This is a genomic window from Sphingobium sp. SYK-6 (assembly GCF_000283515.1).
Lineage (GTDB): Bacteria > Pseudomonadota > Alphaproteobacteria > Sphingomonadales > Sphingomonadaceae > Sphingobium > Sphingobium lignivorans.
The window spans coordinates 3651801-3678130 of record NC_015976.1; the positions used below are offsets into that span (position 1 = coordinate 3651801).

The 26330-nt window shown below is 66.6% G+C and carries 25 protein-coding genes; 12 read left to right on the forward strand and 13 right to left on the reverse strand.

Going from position 1 to position 26330, the window contains the following annotated elements; all coding sequences use genetic code 11:
- Positions 1–359 precede the first annotated feature (359 nt).
- From SLG_RS16750 to SLG_RS21090, 4 genes are all read left to right on the forward strand, one after another.
- Complete coding sequence (locus SLG_RS16750; RefSeq protein WP_014077695.1) at positions 360–1913, forward strand: S10 family peptidase; 1554 nt, start codon at positions 360–362, stop codon at positions 1911–1913.
- Positions 1914–2059: 146 nt separating this feature from the next.
- Positions 2060–3268, forward strand: a complete 1209-nt coding sequence (locus SLG_RS16755; RefSeq protein WP_041392153.1) for a toxic anion resistance protein — start codon at positions 2060–2062, stop codon at positions 3266–3268.
- Between the two features lie 10 nt (positions 3269–3278).
- Positions 3279–3992, forward strand: coding sequence for a hypothetical protein (locus tag SLG_RS16760; RefSeq protein ID WP_014077697.1), 714 nt, complete (start codon positions 3279–3281; stop codon positions 3990–3992).
- A gap of 284 nt (positions 3993–4276) precedes the next feature.
- Positions 4277–4453 (forward strand): DUF465 domain-containing protein, encoded by a 177-nt coding sequence (locus SLG_RS21090; protein WP_014077698.1) that lies wholly within the window; start codon positions 4277–4279, stop codon positions 4451–4453.
- Positions 4454–4502: 49 nt separating this feature from the next.
- On the opposite strand, the gene SLG_RS16765 is transcribed toward SLG_RS21090, so the two are convergent.
- A complete protein-coding gene (locus SLG_RS16765) occupies positions 4503–5471 on the reverse strand; it encodes an ArsR/SmtB family transcription factor (protein WP_014077699.1) in 969 nt (322 codons plus the stop codon).
- 184 nt (positions 5472–5655) lie between these two features.
- Between SLG_RS16765 and SLG_RS16770 the strand changes: the two genes are divergently transcribed.
- A complete protein-coding gene (locus SLG_RS16770) occupies positions 5656–5862 on the forward strand; it encodes a hypothetical protein (protein ID WP_014077700.1) in 207 nt (68 codons plus the stop codon).
- Positions 5863–5950: 88 nt separating this feature from the next.
- On the opposite strand, the gene SLG_RS16775 is transcribed toward SLG_RS16770, so the two are convergent.
- A complete protein-coding gene (locus SLG_RS16775) occupies positions 5951–6358 on the reverse strand; it encodes a GtrA family protein (protein ID WP_014077701.1) in 408 nt (135 codons plus the stop codon).
- A 65-nt stretch (positions 6359–6423) separates the two neighbouring features.
- On the opposite strand from SLG_RS16775, the gene SLG_RS16780 reads away from it, so the two are divergent.
- A complete protein-coding gene (locus tag SLG_RS16780; RefSeq protein ID WP_014077702.1) occupies positions 6424–8472 on the forward strand; it encodes a hypothetical protein in 2049 nt (682 codons plus the stop codon).
- On the opposite strand, the gene SLG_RS16785 is transcribed toward SLG_RS16780, so the two are convergent.
- The gene (locus SLG_RS16785) at positions 8431–8889 is read right to left on the reverse strand and encodes a nucleoside deaminase (RefSeq protein ID WP_014077703.1); all 459 of its coding nucleotides are present in this window, start codon (positions 8887–8889) and stop codon (positions 8431–8433) included. The two genes, SLG_RS16780 and SLG_RS16785, sit on opposite strands and share 42 nt — an antisense overlap.
- Positions 8890–8997: 108 nt before the next feature.
- Here SLG_RS16785 and rpmB point away from each other — a divergent pair, with 108 nt between their 5' ends.
- A complete protein-coding gene (gene rpmB, locus SLG_RS16790) occupies positions 8998–9291 on the forward strand; it encodes a 50S ribosomal protein L28 (RefSeq protein ID WP_014077704.1) in 294 nt (97 codons plus the stop codon).
- Between the two features lie 97 nt (positions 9292–9388).
- Here rpmB and SLG_RS16795 read toward each other — a convergent pair whose 3' ends face one another.
- Positions 9389–10390 (reverse strand): esterase-like activity of phytase family protein, encoded by a 1002-nt coding sequence (locus SLG_RS16795; RefSeq protein ID WP_014077705.1) that lies wholly within the window; start codon positions 10388–10390, stop codon positions 9389–9391.
- 200 nt (positions 10391–10590) lie between these two features.
- Here SLG_RS16795 and SLG_RS16800 point away from each other — a divergent pair, with 200 nt between their 5' ends.
- Both SLG_RS16800 and SLG_RS16805 read left to right on the forward strand, forming a co-directional pair.
- Entirely contained in the window at positions 10591–10983 is a 393-nt protein-coding gene (locus SLG_RS16800; RefSeq protein WP_014077706.1) for a glycine zipper 2TM domain-containing protein, read from the forward strand.
- A gap of 197 nt (positions 10984–11180) precedes the next feature.
- Positions 11181–12212 carry an SDR family oxidoreductase gene (locus SLG_RS16805; protein WP_014077707.1) on the forward strand — a complete coding sequence of 344 codons (1032 nt, stop codon included), beginning with the start codon at positions 11181–11183 and terminating at the stop codon, positions 12210–12212.
- Between the two features lie 273 nt (positions 12213–12485).
- Here the strand turns inward: SLG_RS16805 and SLG_RS16810 are convergent, their stop codons facing one another.
- The 3 genes from SLG_RS16810 to SLG_RS16820 are packed head-to-tail and all read right to left on the reverse strand — an operon-like array spanning position 12486 to position 14888.
- Positions 12486–13286, reverse strand: a complete 801-nt coding sequence (locus SLG_RS16810; RefSeq protein WP_014077708.1) for a LytR/AlgR family response regulator transcription factor — start codon at positions 13284–13286, stop codon at positions 12486–12488.
- The gene (locus tag SLG_RS16815) at positions 13283–14401 is read right to left on the reverse strand and encodes a sensor histidine kinase (protein ID WP_041392154.1); all 1119 of its coding nucleotides are present in this window, start codon (positions 14399–14401) and stop codon (positions 13283–13285) included. The genes SLG_RS16810 and SLG_RS16815 overlap by 4 nt, the downstream gene beginning before the upstream one ends.
- On the reverse strand, positions 14388–14888 hold the full coding sequence (locus SLG_RS16820) for a winged helix-turn-helix transcriptional regulator (RefSeq protein WP_014077710.1): 501 nt from the start codon (positions 14886–14888) through the stop codon (positions 14388–14390). Before SLG_RS16820 ends, SLG_RS16815 begins: the two co-directional genes overlap by 14 nt.
- A 218-nt stretch (positions 14889–15106) precedes the next feature.
- Between SLG_RS16820 and SLG_RS16825 the strand changes: the two genes are divergently transcribed.
- Both SLG_RS16825 and SLG_RS22060 read left to right on the forward strand, forming a co-directional pair.
- Complete coding sequence (locus tag SLG_RS16825) at positions 15107–17200, forward strand: RelA/SpoT family protein (protein ID WP_014077711.1); 2094 nt, start codon at positions 15107–15109, stop codon at positions 17198–17200.
- Between the two features lie 312 nt (positions 17201–17512).
- A complete protein-coding gene (locus tag SLG_RS22060) occupies positions 17513–18103 on the forward strand; it encodes a PEPxxWA-CTERM sorting domain-containing protein (protein ID WP_014077712.1) in 591 nt (196 codons plus the stop codon).
- A 77-nt stretch (positions 18104–18180) separates the two neighbouring features.
- On the opposite strand, the gene SLG_RS16835 is transcribed toward SLG_RS22060, so the two are convergent.
- The 6 genes from SLG_RS16835 to SLG_RS16860 all read right to left on the reverse strand — a co-directional run bounded on the left by SLG_RS16835 (position 18181) and on the right by SLG_RS16860 (position 24325).
- Positions 18181–18948, reverse strand: coding sequence for a head GIN domain-containing protein (locus tag SLG_RS16835; protein ID WP_014077713.1), 768 nt, complete (start codon positions 18946–18948; stop codon positions 18181–18183).
- Positions 18945–19721: a head GIN domain-containing protein gene (locus SLG_RS16840; RefSeq protein WP_014077714.1), complete on the reverse strand. Its 777-nt coding sequence runs from the start codon at positions 19719–19721 to the stop codon at positions 18945–18947. Before SLG_RS16840 ends, SLG_RS16835 begins: the two co-directional genes overlap by 4 nt.
- 170 nt (positions 19722–19891) lie before the next feature.
- Positions 19892–20422 (reverse strand): CarD family transcriptional regulator, encoded by a 531-nt coding sequence (locus SLG_RS16845; RefSeq protein ID WP_014077715.1) that lies wholly within the window; start codon positions 20420–20422, stop codon positions 19892–19894.
- A 394-nt stretch (positions 20423–20816) separates the two neighbouring features.
- A complete protein-coding gene (gene fdxA, locus SLG_RS16850; protein ID WP_014077716.1) occupies positions 20817–21155 on the reverse strand; it encodes a ferredoxin FdxA in 339 nt (112 codons plus the stop codon).
- An 88-nt stretch (positions 21156–21243) separates the two neighbouring features.
- On the reverse strand, positions 21244–21552 hold the full coding sequence (locus tag SLG_RS16855; protein ID WP_014077717.1) for an RNA-binding S4 domain-containing protein: 309 nt from the start codon (positions 21550–21552) through the stop codon (positions 21244–21246).
- A 22-nt stretch (positions 21553–21574) separates the two neighbouring features.
- On the reverse strand, positions 21575–24325 hold the full coding sequence (locus tag SLG_RS16860) for a helicase-related protein (protein WP_014077718.1): 2751 nt from the start codon (positions 24323–24325) through the stop codon (positions 21575–21577).
- A 235-nt stretch (positions 24326–24560) separates the two neighbouring features.
- Between SLG_RS16860 and SLG_RS16865 the strand changes: the two genes are divergently transcribed.
- The gene (locus tag SLG_RS16865) at positions 24561–26117 is read left to right on the forward strand and encodes a M23 family metallopeptidase (protein ID WP_014077719.1); all 1557 of its coding nucleotides are present in this window, start codon (positions 24561–24563) and stop codon (positions 26115–26117) included.
- The last annotated feature ends 213 nt before the right edge of the window (positions 26118–26330 follow it).

Genomic DNA, 26330 nt, shown 5'->3' on the forward strand with positions numbered 1-26330 from the left:
TCCGTGGCCAGCGCCTTGCTCGGCCACGCGCCTTGTCAGGGACATCCTCCCGAAGTTGTGAGACTGGTGCATATCGCGCGCCTTTGCAATGACCTCTCCGGGATGCCGGACCATGGGACGGCCCGAAGGCCGGCCATGCGATGTGCGTCTGGCGGCGATGCGGGCTGGGTATCCGCACGGACCCTAGACACAAAGCCCTGCCAAAGCGTTTACCATCCCGGGCCGGCGGGCCCTGCGGGCCGACCCGGCGCACCCCTCGCGCTGCACATGCGAAAGATTATTCGTTCCGGCCCTTGCCTGCCCGCAAATGCGGCATAAGGTCTGGCGCCTCCCCATCTCCCAGCCTGTGAGGACCATCGATGCGTTTTCGTTTCCTGCTCGCGGCCGCCGCTCTGGCCGTGTTCCAGCCCGCATTTGCCCAATCCGGCGATGAGACCAACCCGGCCAAGCTGCAGGCCAAGGAAGAAGCCAAGCAGATCGCGGAGCATTGGGCGAGCGCGCCCATCGAGGAAGTGGAGAAATCCTACGACGGCAAGGTCACCGTCGACGGACGCGTGGTGAGCTACAAGGCGACGGCGGGGACGCTGACCCTGCGCGATGCCAAGGGCAAGCCGCAGCACAGCATCTTCTACACCGCCTATACCGCGCCCGGCGCCAATCGCCCGATCACGTTCCTGTTCAATGGCGGGCCCGGCTCGTCCTCGCTCTGGCTGCGCATGGGCTCCTTTGCGCCCGAGCGGGTCTACACGACCGATCCGGTCGCGGTGCCGCCGCCGCCCTATCAGGCCGGGCCGAACAGCGACACGCTTATCGGCACCACCGACCTCGTCTTCATCGACGCGCCGGGCGCGGGCTATTCGCGCATGCTGGGCGATGCCAAGGGCAGCGATTTCTACGGCGTGGACCAGGATGTCGCGGCCTTCACCAAGGCGATCAAGCGCTACATCACCCGCAACAAGCGCTGGGCCTCCCCGCGCTACGTGCTTGGCGAAAGCTATGGCACCACGCGCGCCGGCGCGCTTGCCTACAGCATGGAAGACGAAGGCATGAGCCTCAACGGGGTGATGCTGCTCTCCACCATCCTCAATTACGGCGTGCGCCAGTCCGGCTTCGACAATATCCATGTGGGCTATCTGCCGAGCTATGCGGCGACGGCCTGGTACCACAACCGGATCCCCAACCGGCCCGCAGACCTCGCCACCTTCGTCCAGCAGGCGCGTGACTTCGCCACCGGGCCCTATGCGGCGGCGCTGGCCAAGGGATCGGACATCGCGCCGCAGGAATTCGACAGCATCGCGCAGCAGCTCGCCGGGTTCACGGGCCTTTCCGTCGAGTACATCAAGAGCGCCAATCTGCGTGTCGACCTCAGCCGCTTCCGCAAGGAGCTGCTGCGCGACCGGCGCGAGACGGTGGGGCGTTTCGACAGCCGCTATATCGGCATCGATGCCGATGCGGCGGGCGAGGGACCGGAGTTCGATGCCTCCAGCACCGGCATTACCGGCATCTACATCAGCAGCTTCATGGACCAGCTCACGCGCAAGTTCGGCTATGAGACGAACCTCGAATATCGGCGCAGCGCGCGCGAGGGCGGCGACTTCAACTGGGACTTCAGCCATCGCGAACCCGAAGGCCGGCGGCAGGGCCTCGCCGATACCTCGGTCGATCTCTCGGCGGCAATGCGGATCAATCCGCACCTGCGGGTGCTGTCCCTGAACGGCTATTACGACATGGCGACGCCGTTCCACACCACCGAACTCGCGATCAAGCATCTCATGCTGCCGCCCGCGCTCATGAAGAACGTGACCTTCACATATTATGACGGCGGCCACATGATGTATCTCAACCCGCAGGCGCTGCACCAGCTCCGGCTGGACGTGCAGCGCTTCATCGAGTCGGGCGGCAAGGCCGGCTGAGGCCGGTCACGCGCTGCGTGCGGGGAAGGGAGGCGCGGCATGGGCCACGCCCCCTCCCCTTTCGCGCGCGAGAGCGCTATTGTGGCCCCAGTGAACGCACTTGATCGATGGGTGTTGTAATCTAATATAACACTCTCGAGGAGACCATGATGGCGACGACCGCGACGAAGACCGAGGACAAGCTGGACCTGACACCGCCCGAGCCGGTGCCCGTGGTGGCGCCTGCGAAAGCCGCGGGGCTCGTGCCGATCGAGGACGAGAAGCGCAGCAAGCTGGACGAGAAGGTCGACAGTTTCGTCGAGGAACTGGCCGCGCTCGATGCCAATTCGCCCGAGTTCGGCGCGAAGGTGGACCAGATCACCAATATGGGCCGCAAGGAAATCTCCGAAGCGGCCGGGCACTCCAACCGCTTCCTCGACCGGCCGGTGCGCGCGATGGACAGCGACGCCAGCGTCGGCGCCGACCTGGCCGAACTGCGCCGCGTGATCGAGGATCTCGACCCCGGCAAGCGCGGCAACCTGATGGCGCCCAAGAAGCTCTTCGGCATCATCCCCTTCGGCAACAAGATGCGCAATTATTTCGACAGCTACAAGTCGAGCCAGACGCACATCAACTCGATCCTCGGCAGCCTCGCCAGCGGCAAGGACACGCTCATCAAGGACAATGCCGCGATCGACGTCGAGCGGCAGAACATGTGGGCCACGATGGGCCGGCTCGAGCAGATGATCCACATCGCCAAGAGCATGGACGCGCGGCTGGAGGAGAAAGCGCTGGAGCTTGATTCCACCGACCCGGCCAAGGCGAAGGCGATCCGGGAAAGCGCGCTCTTCTATGTCCGCCAGCGTACGCAGGACCTGCTCACGCAGATGGCGGTGACGGTGCAGGGCTATCTGGCGCTCGACCTCGTCAAGAAGAACAATGTGGAACTGGTCAAGGGCGTCGACCGCGCCTCCACCACCACGGTCTCCGCGTTGCGCACCGCCGTGACCGTCGCGCAGGCGCTGGCCGGGCAGCGGCTGGTGCTCGACCAGATCACCGCGCTCAACACCACCACCGCCAACATCATCGACAGCACGGGTGAACTGCTCAAGACGCAGACCGCGCGGATCCACGAGCAGGCGGCGAGCAGCACGATCCCGCTGGAGACGCTGCAGCGCGCCTTCCAGAACATCTATGACACGATGGACAATATCGACACGTTCAAGCTCAAGGCGCTGGAGACCATGAAGACCACGGTCAACACGCTCTCCGGCGAGGTGGAAAAGTCCAAGGGCTATATCGCGCGTGCCGAAGGGCAGGCCCGGGCGGCAGCAGCGGTGACCAGCGGCGCATCGCCCCTCGCCGCCATCGAGTGAAGGCACGTCCATGGCGAGCGAAGTCGACGAGATCGTCCAGAAGGCGAACGAACTGATCGCGCGCACGGCGGCGCGCTACGAGCGATCGAGCCGGCGGCTGGCGCGCACCCGCAAGGACCTGATGACGCGCCTCAAGCGCATGATCCTCGCCGTCGCGACCGTGCTCATCGGCGCGGCGATTGCCGGCTTCGTGCTGGGCGGCATCGGGACGACCGGCGTGCTGCTGGTGCTGGGCCTGCTGGTCGCCTGCCTCGCCTTCGCGTTCATCCCCACGCTCGAGACGGTGGTGGAGCCCGGGCGGCTCGCGCAGGCCGATCTCAAGACCCTGCCGCTCAAGACCGAGATCTGGCTGGACAGCCAGCGCAAGGCGCTGCCCGCGCCCGCCATCCCGATCCTCAATGCCATCGGCAACCGGCTGGAGACGCTGGCGCCGCAACTGGCCAGGCTCGACCCCGCGGAGCCGGCCGCAGTGGAAGTGCGCCGGCTGCTCTCCGACCATCTGCCCGAACTGGTGACGGGCTATCAGTCCATCCCGGCGCCGCTGCGCAACCAGCCGCGCAACGGACGCGTGCCGGACGCGCAGCTCGTCGAGGGACTCTCCGTCATCGAGCAGGAAATCGCGACGATGACGCAGCAGCTCGCCAGCGGCGACCTCGACAAGCTGGCGGTGCACAATCGCTATCTGGAACTCAAATATCAGGAAGCCCGCGATCTGGGGCATTGAACGGGGCGGCGCTGAAAGGGGTCTGCCGCCGGGATTTCCGCCCAAGCGCTTCGCGGCCGCGATGAAAATCCGGCGGGACGGTTGCGCAGCGCCTGTCCGTGACTAAATTGGATCTTGCGGGCCGGGCCCCTCTGGCGAGCAAGACGCATCCCCCCTCGTCTGCTCGTGATGTCGGACCGCATCGGGTGACACCGGTGCGCAGTCTGGCACCCCCAAGCCGGAAATCACAGCCACCAGTGTCACCCGACATGGAAGCGAACGCGTTCCGATGGAGTGGCTGATCAATGACCTATGAAATATTCCGACTCCTCAACCGCCATCGTCAGCTCGACGATGCGCTGCGGACAGAGCAGCAACGCCGCCTGCCGCACATCTGGAGGCTTCAACGCCTGAGGCGCCTGAAGCATGCGGTTAAGGAGCGGCTGAACCGGCTGATGGCCCCGCCGCTGGCGAGTATCTGAGAGGCGCGAGGGCGGCCGGAAAGGGCCGCCCGCTCAACTGCCCGCCCGTTCAACTACCTGCGACGCGCAATTGCCGCACGGGCGCCGCGCGGCGCTGGCCAAGCCACAGCTTGACCGTGAGCGCGCCGCCCGCCAGCGTCTCGATCCGCTCCATCGCAAGCCCCGCCGCGGCAAACCATGTCGTGATCTGCTGATCGGAAAAGCCAAGCCGCGCATGGGCATCGCGCACACGCAGCTCCTCGCGCTCATGCGGCGCGAAATCGACGATCAGCAGCCGGCCCTCGTCCCGCAACGTCCGCGCGATCTCCGCAATGGCGCGCTCGGGCGCCTGCGCATAATGCAGCACCTGATGGAGAATGGCGGTGTCCGCCGAGGCCGAAGGGAGCGGCAACGCATTGAAGTCCCCGGCCAGGAAGCGCACCTTGTCCGCCACCAGCTCGGGCAGCTTGCCGCGCGCCAGCCGCAGCATCTCGGCGCTGCGGTCGATCGCGACGACGCTGGCGGCCTGACCGGCGAACAGGCGGGCCATCCGCCCGGTGCCGGTGCCGATGTCCAGAAGGAGGCCCAGCGGCGCGTCGCCCAGCATGGCGGCCATGGCAGATTCGACCTGCGCCTCCGGGACGTAGAGCGAGCGCAGCGCGTCCCACTGCTCGGCATGGCTGGCAAAATAATCTTCCGCGACGCGCGCGCGCTCCGCTCTCACCGCGGCGAGCCGCGCCTGATCGGCATCGATCCAGAGCCGCTCGCTATCGGCCAGCGGCGCGGCGTCGAGCAGGGCGAGCAGCGCCTCGGATGCTGCTTCCCGGCACAGGCTGAGGAACACCCAGCTCCCCTCCTTGCGGCGGTCCACCAGCCCGGATTCGACGAGAATGCGCACATGGCGGGAGACGCGGGGCTGGCTCTGGCCGACCACCAGCGCGATCTCCCCGACCGCCAGTTCCATCTCGCGCAGCAGGTGGACGATGCGCAGCCGGGTCGGATCGGCCAGCGCGCGGAAAAGGTCTATCTGCCCCTGCATGCCGCCATCATCGGCCAAGTCGCCGGAGGGATCAAGGGACAGCCGCTACAGGCCCCGTTCATGTCGTCCCGATGCAAGGGATTGCACTGATCGTCACAAATCGATACGAGTCGCGCTCGCAGGCATCAAGGGGGGGACCCCTTCCAAACGTTCTGCGTGGCATGATTTAACAAGGGGTTTGCCCATGACCAAGACCATTGCTTTCTCGCTCGTCGTGGCCGCTTCGCTCGGCCTGGCTGCTTGCTCCAAGGAAGAAACCACCAACGTCGTCAACGACACGGATATGATGGCCAACGACGTCGTCAACACGGCTGACGAAGCCATGAACGACGCTGGCAACGCGCTGGACAATGCGGCCAACTCCGTGACCAACGCGGCGAACGCAATGTAATCTTCGCGGCAACGCGACAGACTCTTGGTTAGGGCTGCCGAGGCTTCGGCAGCCCTTTTCATTTGTCCTCGGCTCCTGCGCGGTGCGCCTACCGGAAGACCCAATGCCGGTTGAGCAGGAAGACGAAGGCCGGTGTCACCACCGCCATGAGCGGCACGGGTGACCAGAGCGGCAGTGCCAGCCGCTCGACGAAGAGCCACACCCAGAAGGCGTTGAGCGCGAGGCTCAGCAGCGAGACGGTGACGAAGCGGACGGCGCGCGCCACGGGCTGGTCCCGCTTGCCATGGCCGCGAAAGGTCACCCGGCCGTGGAGCACGAAACCGCTTGCCACGGCGACCAGATAGCCCAGGACATTGGCGAGCTGGGGATGCACGCCGCCCCACCGCGCCATGGCCCAGTAGACCGCGACCTGCAGTCCGGTCACGAACCCGCCGACGATCACATATCGAAGCAACTGCCCCGAGAGGGCACCCGTGCGACGCTCTCCGCCCGTCATCGGCTCTGGCCCTTCATCGATTTGCCCCGTTGCGCTTTTGAACCACTGGGCTAAGCCCCTAGCCGATGCGGCGAAGCCACGACAATGCTGCCCGGCCCCTGGGCGTGCGCCTGCGCCCCTGGCTCGCGGCGCTGGACCGCTTTGCGCAGCGGGAATGGCGCTGGATCGTCGTCATTGCCTGGCTCATCATCAGCGCGGTCTATCTGGATCGCTACGCCTCCGCCATCGGCTATCTCTCCCTCGGGGATACCGACGACAACATGCGCTATCTGCAGGTGCGCGACTGGCTGAACGGCCAGAGCTGGTGGGACCTGCGCCAGCACCGCATGAACCCGCCCGAAGGCGCGAACATCCACTGGAGCCGGCTGGTCGACCTTCCGATCGCCGCGCTCATGCTGTTCTTCCGGCTGTTCATGGCCCCCGACCGCGCCGACCAGATGGCGCTGGGCGTGGCGCCGCTCATCCCGCTTCTCGTGCTGATGTTCTCGCTTGCCTTCATCACGCGGCGCCTCTCCGCCAACGGGCGCGCGCACGGCTGGTTCGCGGCCATGCTGCTGCCGCTCGCCGCCAATATGGGCCTTGGCATGTACATGCCGCTGCGCGTCGACCACCATGGCTGGCAACTCGCGCTGACGGCCGCCACGCTGGCCGGGATGGTGGACCGGAAATGGACGCGCGGCGGCCTCGTGGCGGGCATATCCAGTGCCGCCTCGCTGGTGATCGGCATGGAGATGATGGTCTATCTCGCCGGGGCCGGCGCGATCATGGCGCTGCGCTGGATCTTCAAGGACGGCGCGGCGCGGCGGCTGCGTCCCTATGCGCTTGGCCTGGGCGGCACCACGGCGATCGGCTATGCGCTGTTCGCCAGCAATGCCAACCGGCTGCCGGTCTGCGACGCTTTGTCTCCGGTGTGGGCCAGCACGCTCATCCTCGCGTCCGGCATCCTGCTGGCCCTCACCATGCTACCGCTGCGCCGCTGGCCGGCCCGGCTCGTGGCGGCGTCGATCGGCGGGGCCATCGTCGCCGGCTTCGCGCTGACGATGTGGCCGCAATGCCTGACCGGGGCCTATCAGATCTCGCCCGAGCTGCAGAGCAAATGGCTGGTCTATATCCGCGAGGCCAAGCCGATCTATGCGCAGGCGCGCGCGAGCTGGGTGCCGATGATCGCCCTGCCAATCTCCGGCCTGCTCTGCGTGCTGGCCGGATGCTGGAGCGCGCGGCGCGACACCGAGCGCCTGTGGGCCTGGGGCATTGTGGGCCTGATGACCGCCTTCGCCATCGGCCTCACCTTCTGGCAGATTCGCGCGGGCCCCGCCGCGCAGCTCCTCGCCATTCCGCCGGTCGGCTGGGCGATATGGTCGCTCGTTGCCCGGCTCGGCCGGCGTGGCTGGCCGGGGCGTGTGGCGGCCGGCATCACCCTCGGCCTGCTGGCCTGCCTGGTTTCCGCCTACGGCCTATACCCCATCATCAACGGCGCGCTGGCCAACAGCGGCAATGCGTCGCCAGCGCCAGCGCCCCCGCCCGCACCGGCGACGAATGCAGGCGGGAAAGCGCCGCGCGCTGGTAATGCGACACCACCCCCCGCCTCCGCTGCCCCGGCCCGGAATGGCAGCACAGCGGCAAACGCGGGCCAGACAAGGCGGCAGACGACGCGCCGGTCCGAAGCGCGCTGCCGCACGCTGCCGGCCCTGCAGGTGCTGAACCAGCTGCCGCCCGCGACGATCTTCACGCTGGTCGATCTTGGCCCGCGCCTGATCGCCACGACGCATCACAGCGCCATTGCCGGGCCCTATCATCGCAACGAGAAGGCCATTCTGGATATCCACCATGCCTTCGACGGTTCGCCGGAGAATTTCCGCGCGATCGCGGCGGCGCATGGGGCCAGCTATCTGCTGTTCTGCCCGAACTTCCCCGAAGGCACGATCTACCAGCGCCGCAGCCCGCGCGGCTTCTATGCGCGCCTCTCACGCGGGGAAGGCTTCACCTTCCTTGACCCGGTCACGCTCGATTTCCCGGGCGAGCTGCCCTACACTCTCTACCGCATCGAGCCGATGCAGCCCGACGAGGACAGCTCAGCGCCGCTCCGCAAAAAAGGCGCGAAGAAGGCGCGCTGACGCCGCCTCGCCCAGCCCGGGGAACAGCTCGGGCCGGTGATGACATTGCGGATGGGCGAACACCCGCGCGCCATGATCCACCCCGCCCCCCTTGGGATCACCGGCGCCATAATAGAGCCGCGCGATGCGGGCATGGGCAATGGCACCGGCGCACATGGCGCAGGGCTCCAGCGTCACCCAGAGATCGCAGCCCGTCAGCCGGTCTTGCCCCAGCGCGATGCAGGCGGCGCGGATCGCGATGATTTCCGCATGGGCGGTGGGATCATTGTCGCGCCGGTTGCGATTCTCGCCGGTCGCGATCACCCGGCCCGCCTGCGTCACCACGGCGCCGATCGGCACTTCCCCGGCTTGCGCGGATGCCTGTGCGCAGGCAAGCGCAAGGCGCATCGGCTCGGGCAGCGGGAAGGGATCGGCCATGCGCCGTCCCTAACGAAGCGGGTTTGTCAGGGAAAGCGCCTTGACGATTCGCAGCTGAGCCGCTATCGGCGCCGCTTTCCGTAAGAACCCAGATCAGGATCGATTGACATGTCGCGCATCTGCGAACTGACCGGCCGGAGCCGCCAAGTGGGCCACAACGTGTCTCACGCCAATAACAAGACCAAGCGAGTCTTTCTGCCCAACCTGCAGAATGTGACACTGATCTCCGATACGCTGGAGCGCGGCGTCAAGCTGCGCGTCTCCACGCACGGCCTGCGCTCCGTGGAGCATGTCGGCGGGCTGGACAACTGGCTGATGAAGACGTCCGACGAGAAGCTGTCGCTTCGCGTGCGTCGGCTGAAGCGCGAGATCGCCAAGAAGACGGCCGCCAAGGCCGCCTGACCGGCAATCCCGTCACGAGACGATCCGAAAGGGCGGTCCGCAAGGGCCGCCCTTTCCGTTTGTGCCCGGCACGGCGGACGCGGGGAGAGGCGGGACGTCAGGGCGCGGGGGCGTCGCTGACCCAGCCCGCCGGCAGTGCGAAGCGCATCAGCAGGCTGCGCTGCAGGAACAGGTGGTTGTCATCGGACGCCACCCAGAGGACCGGCTGGCCATTCTGCCGGGAGAGCGCCAGCGCCTCGAAATTGTCGGCAAGTCCCGGTGGGGCGAACGTGGCGATCGGCTTGCCGGTCAGGATCGCCCCTTCCGCCAGCGGGGGCAGCGTGACGAGCGAGAGGCGCGCCGTGAAGCCATCGGCCAGCGTCAGGCGGCGATTGAGGACCAGCAGCCGGTCCCCGCCGAGCCAGAGCGCATCGGTGGGCCGATAACCCGTGGGCGGACGATAGCCCAGATGCACGGGCGGCGGCGTCGCCGGATCGACCGGGTCGCCTTGCCAGAGCAGGACGTCATGCGCGCCGGCAGGACCGATCGCCATCTCCGCAATCGCCAGAAAACGCCCGTCCCCAAAGCGGACCAGCGATTCGATGCTGCCCGTCACTGGCCAGTCGGCCATCTCGGGCGGCTCGACGCAGCCCTCCAGGGCGCGGAAATCCGGTGCATAGCGACAGATGCGCTGCAGGCCCTCGAATCCCACCCAGATCCGCCCGCTCACCGGATCGCGCTGCATGCTTTCCGAATCCCAGCGCCAGCCGGGCCAGTGCTGCTCGGCGGCAATGCGCGGCAGCGGCTCGATGAAGCCCTTCCCCTCCGCGCCGCTGACGCGAAAACCGAAGAGTTCGCCGGTATCGCTGAGCCCGATCATGGCGCCGTCATCATCGACCAGCAGGGAGGAAATGCCGCCAAAGGCCTTGTGCGGACTGGTGAGCTGCCAGGCGCCGGTGAGCGTCAGGGGCCCGAAGGCGGCCGCGTCTCCGGCTTTCTCGAGCGGGATCGCGCGGGCCTGTACGACGAGGCTGTCGAACGTGGCGGGAGGCATATCGCTGCCGTGGCGCCCGTTCATGAGCAGGATGAACAGCATCAGGATGAGCGCGACCCGCTGCATGGGGCGGGGCAATAGCGGGAGATGGCGGGACTGGCCACCATCTTGTTGGCCGATCGGCCTCCCGCTGCCCCGTTCCTGAACCGCAGCTAAAACGGCCGTTCAGCATCCACTCAAGCAAATCGGTCTAGAAGGATGTTCATGGCAGACGAGTTGTGGCCCAGATCCCACGAAGCGTTTGCCGGGACAGAAGGAGCAAGACCATGAAAGCCATCAAGTTCATCAGCCTCACGGCCGCCGCTACCATGGTCGTGACTTCCCTGGGCGTTGCCGCACCGGCCGCAGCGCGGGACCGTGGCTACAATAATTATCGCGGCGACTATGCCCGCGACTATCGCTACGACCGTCGCGACTATCGCCAGAACTACCGCGATACGCGCTATGCCCGCGACAACCGTTATTATGGTCACAACGACCGCTATCGCTGCAAGAATGACGGCTCGACCGGCACCATCATCGGCGCGATCGCCGGTGGCCTGCTGGGCCACGAAGTCGCGGGCCGCAATGGCGACAAGACCGCCGGCACGATCATCGGCGGTGCCGTGGGCGCCGTTGCCGGCCGGGCCATCGACAAGAGCGACAGCCGCTGCCGCTAACAATGACAGAATAATCGCTTCACGCTCCCCTAGCACGCCGGTCCTCCGCCTGGAGGGCCGGCTTTTTTTTGGCGAGCGAGGAAGGCGGGCGCGCGTGCCGCGAACCGGCCGCCCGGTGGTGCGACGGGCCGTCGGAACCCTCCGCGCGCTGTGCCGTTCGGTTCATATCCACACAGCGACAATGAGAGGAGGCAGTTATGCCAGCGCGCCTGAAGCCGCTTGACCAGCAAGTCATCGTGATCACCGGGGCCTCGTCCGGCCATGGCCTCGCCACGGCCCGCATGGCCGCCGCGGCGGGCGCCCGCGTCATGCTGGCCGCGCGCGACGAGGAAGCGCTCCGCGAAATATGCGACGACATCCGCGCCGAGGGCGGCAAGGCGGATTATGTCGTGACCGACGTGGGCGACGAAGAACAGGTCCAGCGCCTCGCCGACCAGACCATCGCCCGCTTCGGCGGCTTCGACTGCTGGGTGAACAATGCCGGCATCGGCATCTACAGCGAACTGCTCGACACGCCGATCGAGGATCATGGCAAGATATTCGAGACGAATTACTGGGGCATTGTCCACGGGTCGCTCGCGGCCGTGCGTCACCTCAAGGGCAAGAGCGGGGGCGGCGCCATCATCAATGTGGGCTCCATCAACAGCGACATGTCCGGCCCGCTGCTGGGCGCCTATAATGCGTCCAAACATGCCGTGAAGGGCTTCACCGACGCCCTGCGCATCGAGATGAAGGCCGACGATGCGCCCATCTCCATCACGCTCATCAAGCCGAGCGCGATCGGCACGCCGTTCACGGAACATGGCCGCAACATGACGGGTTATGAGGCCCGCCTGCCCCAGCCGATCTATTCCCCCGAGATCGTGGCCCATGCCATCCTGGATGCGGCGCAGCATCCCCGCCGCGCGATCACGGTCGGCGCGGGAGGCAAGCTCCAGGTGCTGGGCGCCGTGCTGTTCCCCTCCCTGTTCGACCGGATCGCCACGGGCATGCGCGACTCGCTGCTCTACAAGGATCGCCCCCAGCCGCCGGTGGAAGGCAATCTCTACGAGCCGCAGGGCAATGACGGCCGGGCGGAAGGCCGGCAGCACGGACGAAAGTTCAGCCTGTTCACGACGGGGCGGACGCATCCGGCCGCGACCCTGGCGATGGTGGCTGCCACGGGTGTCGGCGGGGCATTGCTCTATGCGCTGCAGAAAGGCCGGCCGGCGATCGCCGGTTCCCGATGAGCGCGTACACGGGAACACCGGCGCCTTGCGGCGTCGGGTGTTGCTGTGGGTTAGGCGGCGTGGACAAGTTCCCGGACTTCGAGGGAGCCAGAAGCGCGCTTTCCAGCATTTTCATTCGTCATCCCGGACTCGATCCGGGATGACGCTTCTTCCTGTTTCTCAAACCGGCTGGGCCCGGCGGGATTCAGGCAGCGGAGTCCCGGATCAGGTCCGGGACGCCGTGGTGAGTGACGGGAGGATGCGCGCTGCTTTGCAAGAAACGCGATGAAACCCTCAGTGAACGAAGCGCGCGACGACATCGCGGTAGGAGCGGCTCACTTTCACCTGGCTGCCGGATTCGAGCACGAGGAAGCATTCGCCATTGGTGTGCGGCTTCACTTGCCGGACCTGGCTGAGATTGACGATGGTGGAGCGGTGGATGCGCTGGAAATTGCGCGGATCGAGCCGCTTTTCGAGATCCTTCATCGTCTCGCGCAGGATGAGCGAATTGTCGGCGGTGTAGATGCACATATAGTCGCCGGCCGCGTCGATCCGCTCGATCGTGTCCACGTCGATGCGGAAGATCTGGCCGCGATCCTTGATGTTGATGAGCTTCTCGTAACGGCTGGAGGCGGGCGTCTCATGATCCGGGCCCATGTCCGTGACGGCATCGGGCGCGACTTCGGCCAGCACTTCGCGCAGGCGCTCCACCTCCACGACATTGCGCTTCTCCTGAAGCCGCTGGCGCGCCCGGTCGAGCGCATCGGCGAGGCGCTGCTCGTCGACGGGCTTCATGAGATAATCGATGGCCTGCGCCTCGAAAGCGCGCAGGGCATGATCCGAATAAGCGGTGACGAAGATGAACAGCGGGGGCTCCACTTCCATCACGCCCTGCACCACGGAAAATCCGTCGAAGCCCGGCATCTGGATATCGAGGAACACGAGGTCGGGCTTGTGAGTCTTGATGGCGCGGATGGCTTCCCGGCCATTGGTACAGGTTTCCACGATCTCCACATCGGGATGTGCCTCCAGACGGAGCGTGAGCCCCTGTATGGCAAGGCTTTCATCGTCGACGAGAATGGTGCGAATGGTCATGCGGCTACCCTTGATGGTTCGGCGATAGAGAGCGGCATCTCGATGATGACGCTGTAGCCCCCCTCGGGCGGAGAACGTGTTTCCATGCTCTGGCGTTCCCCAAAAGCCTGAGCCAGCCGATCCCTGATATTGGCCAGGCCCACGCCCGTTCCCTTCGTCACGCGCTGGTCATGTCCGTTCAAGCCGGGTCCGGTGTCCGACACGACGATCCGAACATTTTCACCGATGGGCTGAGCCGTGACCACGATATCGGCGCCTTCCTCCTGCGGGGTTACGGCATATTTAATCGCGTTCTCGACCAAAGGTTGCAGCAGCAGCGAAGGAAGTCGCGTGCCGGCCACCGCGGGATGGATGTCGAAGATGGGGCGAAGCCGGTCCTCGAAGCGCATTTTCTCGATCTCGAGATAGAGTTTCAGCGTCTCGATCTCCTGCTCCAGCGTCACTTGCGCGGTCGGCTCGTTGATGAGCGTGTAGCGCAGGAAAGCCGACAGGCGGGAGAGCATCGCATTGGCCCGATCGGTCTGCTTGAGCAGCACGAGCGTCGAGATGCTGTTGAGCGTGTTGAACAGGAAATGCGGGTTGAGCTGGTAACGCAGCATGGCAAGCTGGGCGGAACTGGCCTGGTTTTCCAGCCGCTGGAGCTGGTCTGCCTGCTGCTCCACGGTGAGATAATAATTGATGGCGTAATAGAGCGCCGACCAGGCGCCCAGCAGCGTGAAATTGAGGTAGAAGGCGCCCAGGAACAGCTTGAGACCACCCCCTTCGCTCAGGGGATTGAGCGTGGTGAACACCCAGGCATCGATGAAGGCCGAGGTGCCGGCAGCGAAGATCGCCACCGCGATCGATGTCGTCCAGGTGACGATCGGCCGCTGGCGCAGCAGGAAGCGGAAGCCCACCGCCATCAGCAGCGTCAGCGAATAGCCGGTCACCGTGGAAATCAGCACCGGCACGAGGAAGGAAATGGGTTGCCCATTGGCAATGCCCGACAGGCCGCGCAGCAGGAAGGCGCCGGACCAGCCCAGCCCCTGCAGGATCCAGAACGCGCGGTTCTTGTCCTCGAAAAAGGGTTGCGCGCGCATGACTGTCAGGGCGGCGTTCTGTTCAGTGTTCTGCATGCCCGGCGGCCTCGCATTCAGGCTTCGTTGTCGTCCCGGTGTCCGCCGGCTCGATCCAGCACAGGTCGCGATGGTCGAGCGGCCGCCCGTCCCACGCCTGGATGGTGACCGGCCGGATCGGCTTGCCGTCACGCCGGTCCGCCAGGACCGGGCCGGCGAAGGGATGCCCGCTCCAGCGCTCGCCCCACTGGCGCAGCGCGATCATGACCGGCACCAGCCCCCTGCCCTTCTCCGTGAGACGATAGGCGACGCGGCGCCGGTCGCTTTCGACAGGCTCGCGGGTGAGGATGCCCTTGGCCACCAGCTTGGACAAGCGGCTGGAAAGGATGTTGCGGGCAATGCCCAGGGCGCCCTGAAAATCCTCGAAATAGACGATGCCGCTGAACGCCGCGCGCAAGATCATGAACGACCAGCGCTCCCCCATCGCTTCCAGCGCGGCAGGCAGCGCGCAGCCCTCAAAGACGTCGAGACCCTTGCGAGCACCCATAATCAGGCGACGCTAGCCGATATTGCGCGCATAGCCAATGGCGCGTGCGCGAAGTTCGTGCGCAGGCCGCGCCGGGGATGCATGGCGGCGGCATCCCTTCCCGCGGGCCCTCCGAGGCGCGGGAAGCGCGGCCTGCCGGGGGCGTCGGCATGATTGTCTTTCAATTAATTTGACTTTTCTGTTGCGCAAAAGCGGGGTGCCGCACCATCTTGGACGGGATGTTGCGCCAATATGAACTTGTCGAACGGGTCAAGACCTACGACCCCGATGCCGACGAGGCGATGATCAATCGCGCCTATGTGTTTTCCGTCGCCAAGCATGGCAGCCAGAAACGGGCCAGCGGCGACCCCTATTTCAGCCATCCGATCGAGGTCGCGGGCATTCTGACCGACCTGTTCCTCGACGATCGCACCATCGTGACGGCGCTGCTGCACGATACGATCGAGGATACGCTCACCACCACCGAGGAGATCGAGAAGCTGTTCGGGCCGGACGTGGCCCGGCTGGTCGACGGCGTGACCAAGCTCTCCAAGATCGAGGCGCAGAGCGAGAACCAGCGCGCGGCGGAAAATCTGCGCAAGTTCCTGCTCGCCATGTCGGACGACATTCGCGTGCTGCTGGTGAAGCTCGCCGACCGGCTGCACAACATGCGCACGCTCCACTACATCCAGAAGCCGGAAAAGCGCCGCCGGATCGCGCGCGAGACGATGGATATCTATGCGCCGCTCGCCGAGCGCATCGGCATGTACGAGTTCATGCGCGAGATGCAGCTGCTGGCGTTCCAGCAGCTCGAGCCGGAAGCCTATGAAAGCATCAGCCGCCGCCTCGCCCAGCTCAAGGAAGGCGGCGAGGACAAGGTCCAGCGCATCGCCGACCAGTTGCGCGAGATGCTCACCACGGCCGGCATGCATGTGCTCGTCTCCGGGCGGGAGAAGCATCCTTATTCGATCTGGCGGAAGATGCAGGAGCGGCACATCAGCTTCGAGCAGCTGAGCGACATCATGGCCTTCCGCGTCCTCACGGACAGCACCGACGACTGCTATCGCGCGCTCGGGCTCATCCACCAGCGCCACAAGATGGTCCCGGGGCGCTTCAAGGACTATGTCTCTACGCCCAAGCGCAATGGCTACCAATCCCTGCACACCACGGTGATGCACGAGGAAAATGCGCGGATCGAGATCCAGATCCGCTCCCAGCGCATGCATCGCGACAGCGAGTTCGGCCTCGCGGCGCACTGGGCCTACAAGCAGGACGGCAGCCAGCCGGACGGCCAGGCGGGCTGGCTGCGCGATCTGGTGGAAATCCTGGAGCAGAGCCAGGATGCCGACGAACTGCTCGAGCACACCCGCATGGCGATGTATCAGGACCGGATCTTCGCCTTCACGCCCAAGGGCGAACTGCAGCAGCTCCCGAAGGGATCGACCCCGGTCGACTTCGCTTATGCCGTGCACACCAAGCTGGGCAACCAGACCGTCGGCGCGAAAGTGAATGGCCGGGTGGTGCCGCTGCGCACCCAGCTCGAAAATGGCGATCAGGTCGAGATCCTGAAATCCGACGCGCAGGAGCCGCAGCCGGGCTGGCTGAGCTTTGCCGTCACGGGCAAGGCCCGCGCCGCCATCCGCCGCTTCATCCGCCAGAAGCAGCGGGCCGAGACGATCGCGCTGGGCGAGAAGCTCTACGAGGAAATCGTGGCGCGCCTGCCGGTGGAGATCGGCGACAAGGCGGAGAAGGCGGCCGTCAAGCGGCTGAAGCTGGAAGACAAGGCCGCGCTGATGATCGCCATCGCCACCAACCGCGTGTCGGACGATCAGGTGCTCAATGCGCTCGTGCCCGGCAGCGTCGAGGAAACCCCGGCCGGCCGCAAGAGCAAGCAGCAGGCCCATGCCGTCTCGATCATCGGCCTGACGCCGGGAATCGCCTTCACGCTCTCGGAATGCTGCCACCCGGTGCCGGGCGACCGCATCGTCGGCCTGCGCCGGCCGGGCGAGCCGATCGAAGTGCACACGATCGACTGCCTCGCGCTGGAGACCGGGCAGGACGCCGACTGGGTGGACCTGAGCTGGGACAGCCAGGCCAAGGGCGGCACGGCGCGCCTCTCCGTGATCGTGAAGAACCAGCCCGGCGCGCTCGCTGCTGTCGCCAACATCTTCGGCGCCAACCGGGCGAACATCCTCAACCTGCAGCTCATCAACCGGGAAGGCCCCTTCCATACCGATCTCATCGATCTGGAAGTGGAAGACGCCAGCCATGTCGCGCGGATCATCTCGGCGCTCCACGCCATCGAGCCGGTGGTGCAGGCGGAGCGGGTCTGACCGGACGCGGCGGCCGACGCCGCGTGGAATCCGGGAGCGGGCATGTTCAGGCCTGAGTGGGCTTGGCGAGCCGGACGGTCGATCCCATAGCGCGTGGCTTCACGGAACACGCCACCGGCAATACTTGCAATCAAGTCTCATTATTATTGATCTGTTTCATATTGGGGCATGCCTGGAAAGCATGGATCAGATCATGATTAATGAACTTTAAGAGACTCGTAAGAGGTTTATTGTGAAGCCTTGGCTGCATTGCTTGGAGTCGATTGGGATTTACTTCGCAGGTGCAGCAAATCGCGTAAGAAAGGTGGGACAATGAACAAGCTGATCGCTCTGGCCCTCGCCTCGGGGGCCGTGGTCGCCGCTGCGCCTGCACTGGCGGCCGCTCCGGATCCCGTCGTGGATTGCAGCGTTTCCGGACTCGATGACATCACCCCGGCCGCCCTCGCATGTGCGGGCTATTATTCCGGCAATTATCTCCGCAATCCGCAATGGGACGATCAGGTCCTCATTCTGGAGGACCTCGGCCTCGATATCTCCGGGCAGAGCTGGAGCTATTTCGACGACAACTGGAAGTTCGATGTCAGCGGGAACAGCATCACATTCGGCAGCGGCGGCATCCCGACCATCAGCGGAATGACCTGGATCGGCCTCCATGTCGGCGGCGGACAGAATTTCCCGACCGGCGGCCAGGGCAGCGTCTTCTATCGCTTCGACGCAGGCGATGGCCTGGGCACCCTGACGTTCAACGATTATGGGGCGCTTTCCAGCCTCGTCATCTATGCGACCGGCGGCGACACGCCCGCCGTGCCCGAGCCGGCGAGCTGGGCGATGATGATCGGCGGCCTCGGCCTGGCCGGCGCCATGCTGCGCGGCAGATCGCGATCGGCGGTCAGCTTTTCCTGACGTTTGGGAATGTCACAAGGGGAGCGCGCGAGCTTTCGCGCGCTCCCTTTTTTGCGGGTAAGTCCGGGAACGCGTGGTCAGTAGCTCTTGCCGCCGCAGTGGACCGCGCCGTTGCCGCTGCGGCTCACGGTGCAGGCGGCCTGGCCCTCGATCCGCGCGCTGCCCGAGCCGATGACGATGAGCCGGGCGGAGCGCTCCGCCGTGGCGGTGACATCGGCAGAACCATCCAGCGTGAGATCGAAATCGGCGCTGCGCAGCGCTTCGGCAGCGATGACGCCGCTGCCCGAGGCCCGCAGCGCGACGCGCTTGGCCTTGCCCGACAGCGTGACCGAGCCCGCGCCGAGCTGCGCGACGGAGAGGTCGTCGGCATCGATGCCGCTGATCTCCAGCGTGCCGCTTCCCGCCGTCACGATCTCCGAGCGCGCCCGCGCGAGGCCATCGGCGCGCAAGGTGCCCGCGCCGGACAGCTGGACGCGGCGCAGCGAAGGGGCACTGAGGAACAGGCGGATCGGCCCGCTCGACGTGCCGCCCCGCCGCGCTTCATAGGGCGAGGGGCGCAAGCGGATGGTGAGAACCCGCGCGGAAACGGAGAGCTGCACCCGATCGAGCAGGTCCGCATCGCCCTCGCCGCGCGCCGAGACACCGCGCCCGGTGCGCACCGTCACGTCGATCGGCCCTTCCAGCCGCACGCTGTCGAAATCCGTCACGATGTAGCCGCGCGTGGCCGCCGACGCGCCCGACGCCGCGAAGGCGGCCGCCAGACCGCACAGCAGGGACAGGAGAAACCGTCCGGCACCGTGGACGCGGAACGGCGCCGCGACCGGACAGTCTCCGGCCGCGCTCATGGGGTGCAGCGCGCCGTACCCGAGCCCATGCTCGACACCGAGCAGTTGCTCGTGCCGGACAGGACGGCATCGCCCGAGCCCATGACCGAGACCTTCGCCCGCTCGACGACGCGCGCCGTCACATCGCCCGAACCGAGAATGTCGACCGTCGCGACGCCGATCTCCAGCCCCTCGGCCTTGATATCGCCCGAGCCGGTGAGGGACATGCTGGCATTGCGCACCTTCCCGCCGGCGGTGAGGGTGCCCGATCCGGTGGTCGTCAGCTCGACATCGTCCGCCTCGATCCGGCCGATCGCCAGATCGCCGGGGCCGGTCAGCTCGGCGCGCGCGCTCTTGCCGAGGAGCCGGTCGGCCCGGACATCGCCGGGGCCGGTGAGCGAGATGTGCGTGAGCGCCGGCAGGGTCACGCGGACCGTCGCGGTGTCGCGGGTCCTGCTGTTGTCCTCGCGCTCCACATGGAGAGTGCTGTTCTTCACATAGAGACGCAGGCGCCCGAGCGCGCGGCGATCCCCCTCGGCCTGCACGGAGAAGCTCTTGCCCTGCGTGATGACGACATCATCGGGGCCCGCCACGTTCACGCCGTCGAAATCCCGCAGATTGGCGAACGACTGGACGGCATCATCGCCGCGGACGGCATCCTCGGGCGCCGCCTCGGACGTCTCGTCATCACTGCTCCCGCCGAAACTGATGCCAAGGCCATGGCCACCCACTGTCGCGACCAGAGCCACGAGCGCCACTGCTCCGGTGATCGCAAGACGCGCCCTGTCGTTCATGCCATTCTCCAAACTGTATTGTCGACATAATACAGATTGCCGCCGGGCACGCCAAGCCCGCTCGTCGGCAAAGGGAAACTTCCGGTCTCCATGAATCGGCCAGTCCCCATGAATCGGAAGGGCGGCACCATAACGGCACCGCCCTTCCCGTCACACCCCTGTCAGGCCGATTACTCGACCCGCTCGCGGGCATATTTCGGCGCAGCCTCGTTGAGGATGCGCAGGATCTTCTTGAGCGCCGTCGCCTCGTCGACTTCTTCCATCGCGGCAAGCTCACGCGCCAGCCGGCTGGAGGCCGCCTCGAAGATCTGCCGCTCGGAATAGCTCTGCTCGGGCTGATCGTCCGCGCGGAACAGGTCACGCGTCACCTCGGCGATCGAAACCAGATCGCCCGAGTTGATCTTCGCTTCATATTCCTGCGCCCGGCGCGACCACATGGTGCGCTTCACCTTGGGCTTGCCCTTGAGCGTCTCCAGTGCCTCGCCAAGAGTCTTGTCCGACGACAGCTTGCGCATGCCGACGCTTTCCGCCTTGTTGGTGGGAACGCGCAGAGTCATCCGCTCCTTCTCGAAGCGCAGGACATACAGCTCCAGATCGATGCCGGCGATCTTCTGGCTCTGGAGTTCGATAACCCGACCAACACCATGTTTGGGATAGACAACATAATCGCCGACGTCGAAAGACAGCGCTTTAGCAGCCATTCTTGCGAACCTTTCTCTTTCTATTTGGAATGTCTGGCTGAATTGCGGCGCACTGTCAGTGAGGTATCGCTCCAGTGCCAGCCACAGGCCATGCGCAATTACTCCCGAGCGGCGCGGAATGCCGCCTCAACCGTCAATTAACAGATTCGTAACAAAATTACCAGCCTGCTAACCATCCACGTGCAGTTATTCCGCGACCTGCCGATGCTTTACACGACCGCAATCGCCAGGTCGGCCTGACAGGGCCGTCCTCTCGCGCAACTTCATGACTCCATCCGGAATCGAAAGGGCGCCTCTCATTGGATTGGAGGCACCGCATTCCCGAACATATCGAATGGCGGGTGAACAGGGCATGAACCGGCCGCGATCGGCCGGTGCAGCGGCAGGCTTCGGCTCAGCTTCCCTCGCCGGGCTCGGGGGAGAAATATTTCTCGAACTTGCCGGTCTCGCCCTTCATGGCGTCCGCGTCGGCGGGCGGCTCGCCCTTGGCCGTGATGTTCGGCCACTCGGCCGAATAGCGCGTGTTGAGCTCCAGCCACTGCTCAAGGCCGCTTTCCGTATCCGGCAGAATCGCTTCGGCCGGGCATTCCGGTTCGCAGACGCCGCAGTCGATGCACTCGTTGGGATTGATGACGAGCATGTTCTCGCCTTCATAGAAACAGTCGACCGGGCAGACCTCGACGCAGTCCATATATTTGCAGCGAATGCATGCGTCGGTCACGACGTAGGTCATGGCAGAGGGTTCCCTGGGTTTGATGTGGCGCCGCGATATGCGCGCGCCCCGCGAGCGTCAACAGGCAAGGACTATGGGGCGGAACAGCTCAGCTTGGGGCGCCCGCCCCTTCCTCTCCGCCCGGCGTGACCGCGCTGTAGCATGTCTGCGCCTCGCTGGCCGGGCCGCGCCGCAGCGGCAATTGCTCGACACGGATGACCCGGACGGCATTGCCGTGGGGAAAGGTGATGAGATCGCCGATGCGCACCGGCGCGTGCGCACGGTCGATCCGCCGGCCGTTCAAGCGGACGATGCCACGCTCGGCCAATGCCTGCGCGCTCGAGCGGTTGGGTGCCAGCCGCACGAACCAGAGGAACTTGTCCAGCCGCAAGCTGGGACCATGACCGAACGGCACCACGCCGCCGCGCCCAGCCAGCGCCTCAGTCCTCGCGGCCCAGCAGCGCGCCGAGCCCGGCAAGCGCCTTGCCCGTGGCGACGATCTGCCTTGGTTGCGGTGCGCGATCCCGCCCGCCATCGCCCCGATCATGGGGGCGCGGCTTGCGATCGCCGCCCTTGCCCTGCCGCTCGTCCGGCCGGCCGGACTTGCGCCCCTCGCCGCGCGCATCCTTGCGATCGCCCCGGTTCTGCGGCTTGTCGCCGCGCGGGTGACCGGCACGCTGGCCAGGCTGGCGGCGCCGCTCGCCTTCCGGCCGGGGACGCGCTTTCGGCCGTCCCTTGAACTGCCAGTTCGGTGCGCCTTCCGCCGCATCGGGCACCGGCCGGAAGCCGGCCTGCCGCATGAGATCCAGGAAGCTCGCTTCGTTGAGGCCGATCGACACGATGGTCGGATCATCCGCGCCATAGGCCTTGCCCGCCGCGATCGCGTCATGCGCGCCGCGCGCCAGCCGCTCGGCCATGTCGATGCGCAGCCAGGCCTCGCCCAGCTTGCGGAAGCCCGCCACGCGCGCGCCCACTTCATCAAGCTCCTCGGACGCCGGCAGCAGGACCGCGCCCGCGGGCGGCAGCGCCACCAGCGGCTCGCCGCGCCGCAGCGCCAGCAGAGCCATGCGCCACTGCGCCGCCGAGGGCTTCATGAGGCCGGGATGATAAAGATCGAGCACGCCGATCACCACGCCCGCCTTGCGCAGATGCGTGCGATCCTCCTTGGCAACCTGGGCGAGCGATTCGTCGAGCGCCGTCCGCGACATGATGCCGCCATCGTCGGCAAGCTGGGCCAGCACCGCGCGCACCGGGGGCGGCAGCGCCGGATCGATCGCGCCGGCTTCCATCTTGAGCAGGGCCGGCACATGCCGCTCGAGCTGGCCCCTGATCCATACGGAGAGGCGATCCCGCACGCCCTGCTGGATCTCCGGCGCCAGCGCGCCGAGCCCCGCATCCAGAGCGATGTCGGGCGCGAGCAGCCGCTGCCCCGACCTGAGAGTCGCGACGGGGTGCCCGTTCCAGATGATCTGTGCGTCACCTCCGGGAGGGCTGGCGAGGCTGAACGCCTTGTCGTCCACTGCCAGCAATGCCTGAGCCATCTCGTTCAAATGTGCACCCAGTCTCCGTTCGGCAGCGGCCAACAGCAACCGCTTTTCGCCTGCCCTTGCAGTCGGATCGACGGCGAAGCGGAATCCGCGCATCGTCCCGATCTTGTACCCGTCGACTGTTACATTGCCTGCATCGTCCACGTCCACTGCCAAAAACGCATTCGCATCGCCGCCGCGACGCAGCAGCGCGGACGTGCGCCGATCCACGAAACGCTGGCGCAGCGCGCCATGCAGCGCGTCGGACAGCCGATCCTCCAGGGCACGGGCGCGCGCCGCCATCTCGACCGGCTGGGCAAGCCAGTCGTCCCGCTGCGCGACATAGGCCCAGGTGCGCACCGCCGCGATTCGCCCGGCCAGCGCATCGACATCGCCCTGCACATTGTCGAGCCGCGCGAGCTGCCCGGCGAACCAGTCCTGCGGGATGTGGCCATTGCCCTGGCTCAGCCAGTCCCACAGGCGATGCACCGTGCGGGCATGATGCTCGATGCCGAGCTTCTGGAAATCCGGCAGGGAACAGGCTGCCCAGAGCCGCCCCACCTGCGCCGGTCCGCGCGCGCGCGCGCCCACGTCCGGCATGTCGGCAAGCGCCCGCAGCACCGCAAGATCGACCGCTTCCGGCGCGGCGCGCAGCCCCTCGCGCCGGGGCCGCTCGGTCAGCGCCTCGATCAGCGTGCCGACATGATCCATCGGCAGATCGGCTTCCCGCCAGAAGATCTGCTCTATGGGATCGAAGCGGTGCTCCTCGATCCGCTCGACTTCCTCGGGCGAGAAGGCCGGCGGCCCATCGAGCGCGCCGACATCGCCGAACGTCCCGTCGCGCTGGTGGCGCCCCGCCCGCCCGGCGATCTGCGCCATCTCCGCCACCGTCAGGCGGCGCGTGCGCTGCCCGTCGAACTTGCGCAGCGACGCGAAGGCGACATGATCGACATTGAGATTGAGACCCATGCCGATGGCGTCCGTCGCCACCAGATAATCGACCTCGCCCGCCTCGAACATCGCGACCTGGGCATTGCGGGTCGCGGGGCTGAGCGCGCCCATCACCACCGCCGCGCCGCCGCGATGACGCCGCAGCAATTCCGCGACGCGATAGACTTCCTCTACCGAGAAGGCGACGATGGCGGAGCGCCGGGGCAGGCGCGAGAGCTTTGCCGCGCCGGCATAACGCAGGGTGGAGAAACGCGGGCGCGAGACGATCTCGGCGCGCGGCAGCAGCGAACGGACAAGCGGCGCCATGCTCGCCGAGCCGAGCAGCATCGTCTCCTCGCGCCCGCGCGCGTGCAACATCCGGTCCGTGAAGACATGGCCGCGCTCGGGATCGGCCGCGAGCTGGATCTCATCGACGGCGACGAAGGCGAAATCCCGCATGGCGCCCAGCCCGCCGCGCACCGGCATCGCCTCGGCCGTCGCCAGCACATAGCGTGCGGCCGGGGGAATGACGCGCTCCTCGCCAGTGAGCAGCGCCACCTGATCCGCGCCCTTGATCCGCACCACGCGCTCATAGACCTCGCGCGCGAGCAGCCGGAGAGGAAAGCCCATGAGGCCGCTCGAATGACCGCACATCCGCTCGATGGCGAGATGCGTCTTGCCGGTGTTGGTCGGTCCGAGAACAGCCTTGAGGGCAGCAGAAGCAAGGCGCGACATGGTCGGCACAGACATGGCGCCGCGACGGGGGCAGAACAAGCCGTAAAGGCGGCACCGCGCAAAAATAAGCGCCGCCGCGCCGGCCGATCGATGCTGGCGCACGGCCTGCCGCAGGGCGGACTCGGCCCGTCCCCTGTTTATTTGACTTTAACCACTTCATTTCACAAAGCTTCTGCCAAAGCCGGCAGAATCACGATCGGCTGTTTCAGGACAGCGTTCGGGGGCGACGAACCCAGTGTTTCAGAAAATCGAATTCAACCCGCACCAGGGTGCAAGCATCGGGACCTTGTGGCTCAACAGCCCGGCCCGGGCGCCCGCCCCGGCGGTGTCCGTCGGCTGGCAGGGCCGGATCGGCGACTGGGCCAACCGCGTCGAGCTGGTCCCCGATCTCGGCCGCAACATCGGATCGCGCATCTGGTGGCGGGGACTGTTCACCTGCGTCTCACTGTGCGGCACGACCCTCATGCTTTCCCCCGGCATGCCGGTGATCCCGGGATCGGTGCCCGCCACTTTGGCCCCCAGCCATCTCGACCATTTCCGCTCGCAGATGATCAGCGCATCGGCACTGGGCGGCGACAGCGGCCTGCGCATGGGGCCGACCGATGCCGTCGCGCCGCTCGCCGAGACGCCCGAGCGCCCGCAGATCGAACTCAATGCCGCGCTCGGCACGGGCGACAGCTTCGCGCATACGCTGGCGCGCTCGGGCGTGAGCGACAAGGATGCCAGCGCCGTGCTGGCGCTCGTCGCGCAGGCGGTGGACCCCGAGTCGATCGCCGCGGGCACCCGCCTCCAGATGATCCTCGGCCGCCGCCCCAATCGCAATGTCGCGCGCCCGCTCGAACGGCTGAGCGTGCGCGCACGGCTGGAGCTGGCGCTGGAGATCCACCGCCAGGACGGCGCGCTGACGCTGCGGCGCATCCCCATCGCGGTCGACAACACGCCGCTGCGCATCCGCGGGCGCGTGGGCGGCAGCCTCTATCGCGCGGCGCGGGCCGCCGGCGCGGCGCCCTCCACCATCCAGGCCTATCTCAAGGTGCTGGCGAGCCAGGTCTCCGTGGGCAGCCTGCGCGCGGAGGACCGGTTCGACATCATCGTGGCCCATCGCCGCGCGGAAACCGGCGAGGCGGAAGTGGGCCAGCTGCTCTTCGCCGGGCTGGAGCGCGCGCGCGGCAAGGACATCAACATGCTGAAGTGGACGCAGGACGGCCGCCAGCAATGGTTCGAGGCATCGGGCGTGGGCGAGCGGCGCGGCGTGCTCGCGGCGCCCGTCTCGGGCCGGATGAGCTCCAATTACGGCCAGCGCTTCCACCCCATCCTCGGCTACAAGCGCATGCATGCCGGCGTGGATTTCTCCGCCGCGCACGGTTCGCCCATCTATGCCGTGACCGACGGCCGTGTGAACTATGCCGGCTGGCATGGCGGCCATGGCAAATATGTGCGCCTGCAGCATGCCGGCGGCATCGGCTCGGGCTATGCGCATATGAGCCGCATCGCGGTCAAATCCGGCCAGAGCGTGCGGCGCGGGCAAGTGATCGGCTATGTCGGATCGACCGGCCTCTCGACCGGGCCGCATCTCCACTACGAACTCTATCGCAACGGCGCGACGGTGAACCCCGGCTCGATCAAGTTCACGCAGGTCGCCCAGCTTTCCGGATCGGCACTCGCGGCCTTCAAGGCGAAGATCGCCGAACTCAAGCGCCTCCCCGCCGGCCCCGTCGCTGAACGCACCGCGCAGGCCACCCCCGCCCCGACCGACAACCCGGCCGGCGGCGGCGTCTCGCGCACGCGCTGAGGGGGTGGAGAACGGGGCTGAGGGGCGGGCGGATTGGTTTGGGTTGTGGGGTGAGGCCTGTCAGGCGACGATCAACACACAATGATAGGTTGGCCGGTCGGGAAATATTCCCAGCGCCCTAATACCGACCTTTCCTTGATCCGGATTTATGGCAACAAGTCGAGGTGCGTGCCTCGTCGGGATGTCGCAGACTGTGGACGTAAGAGCCGGACT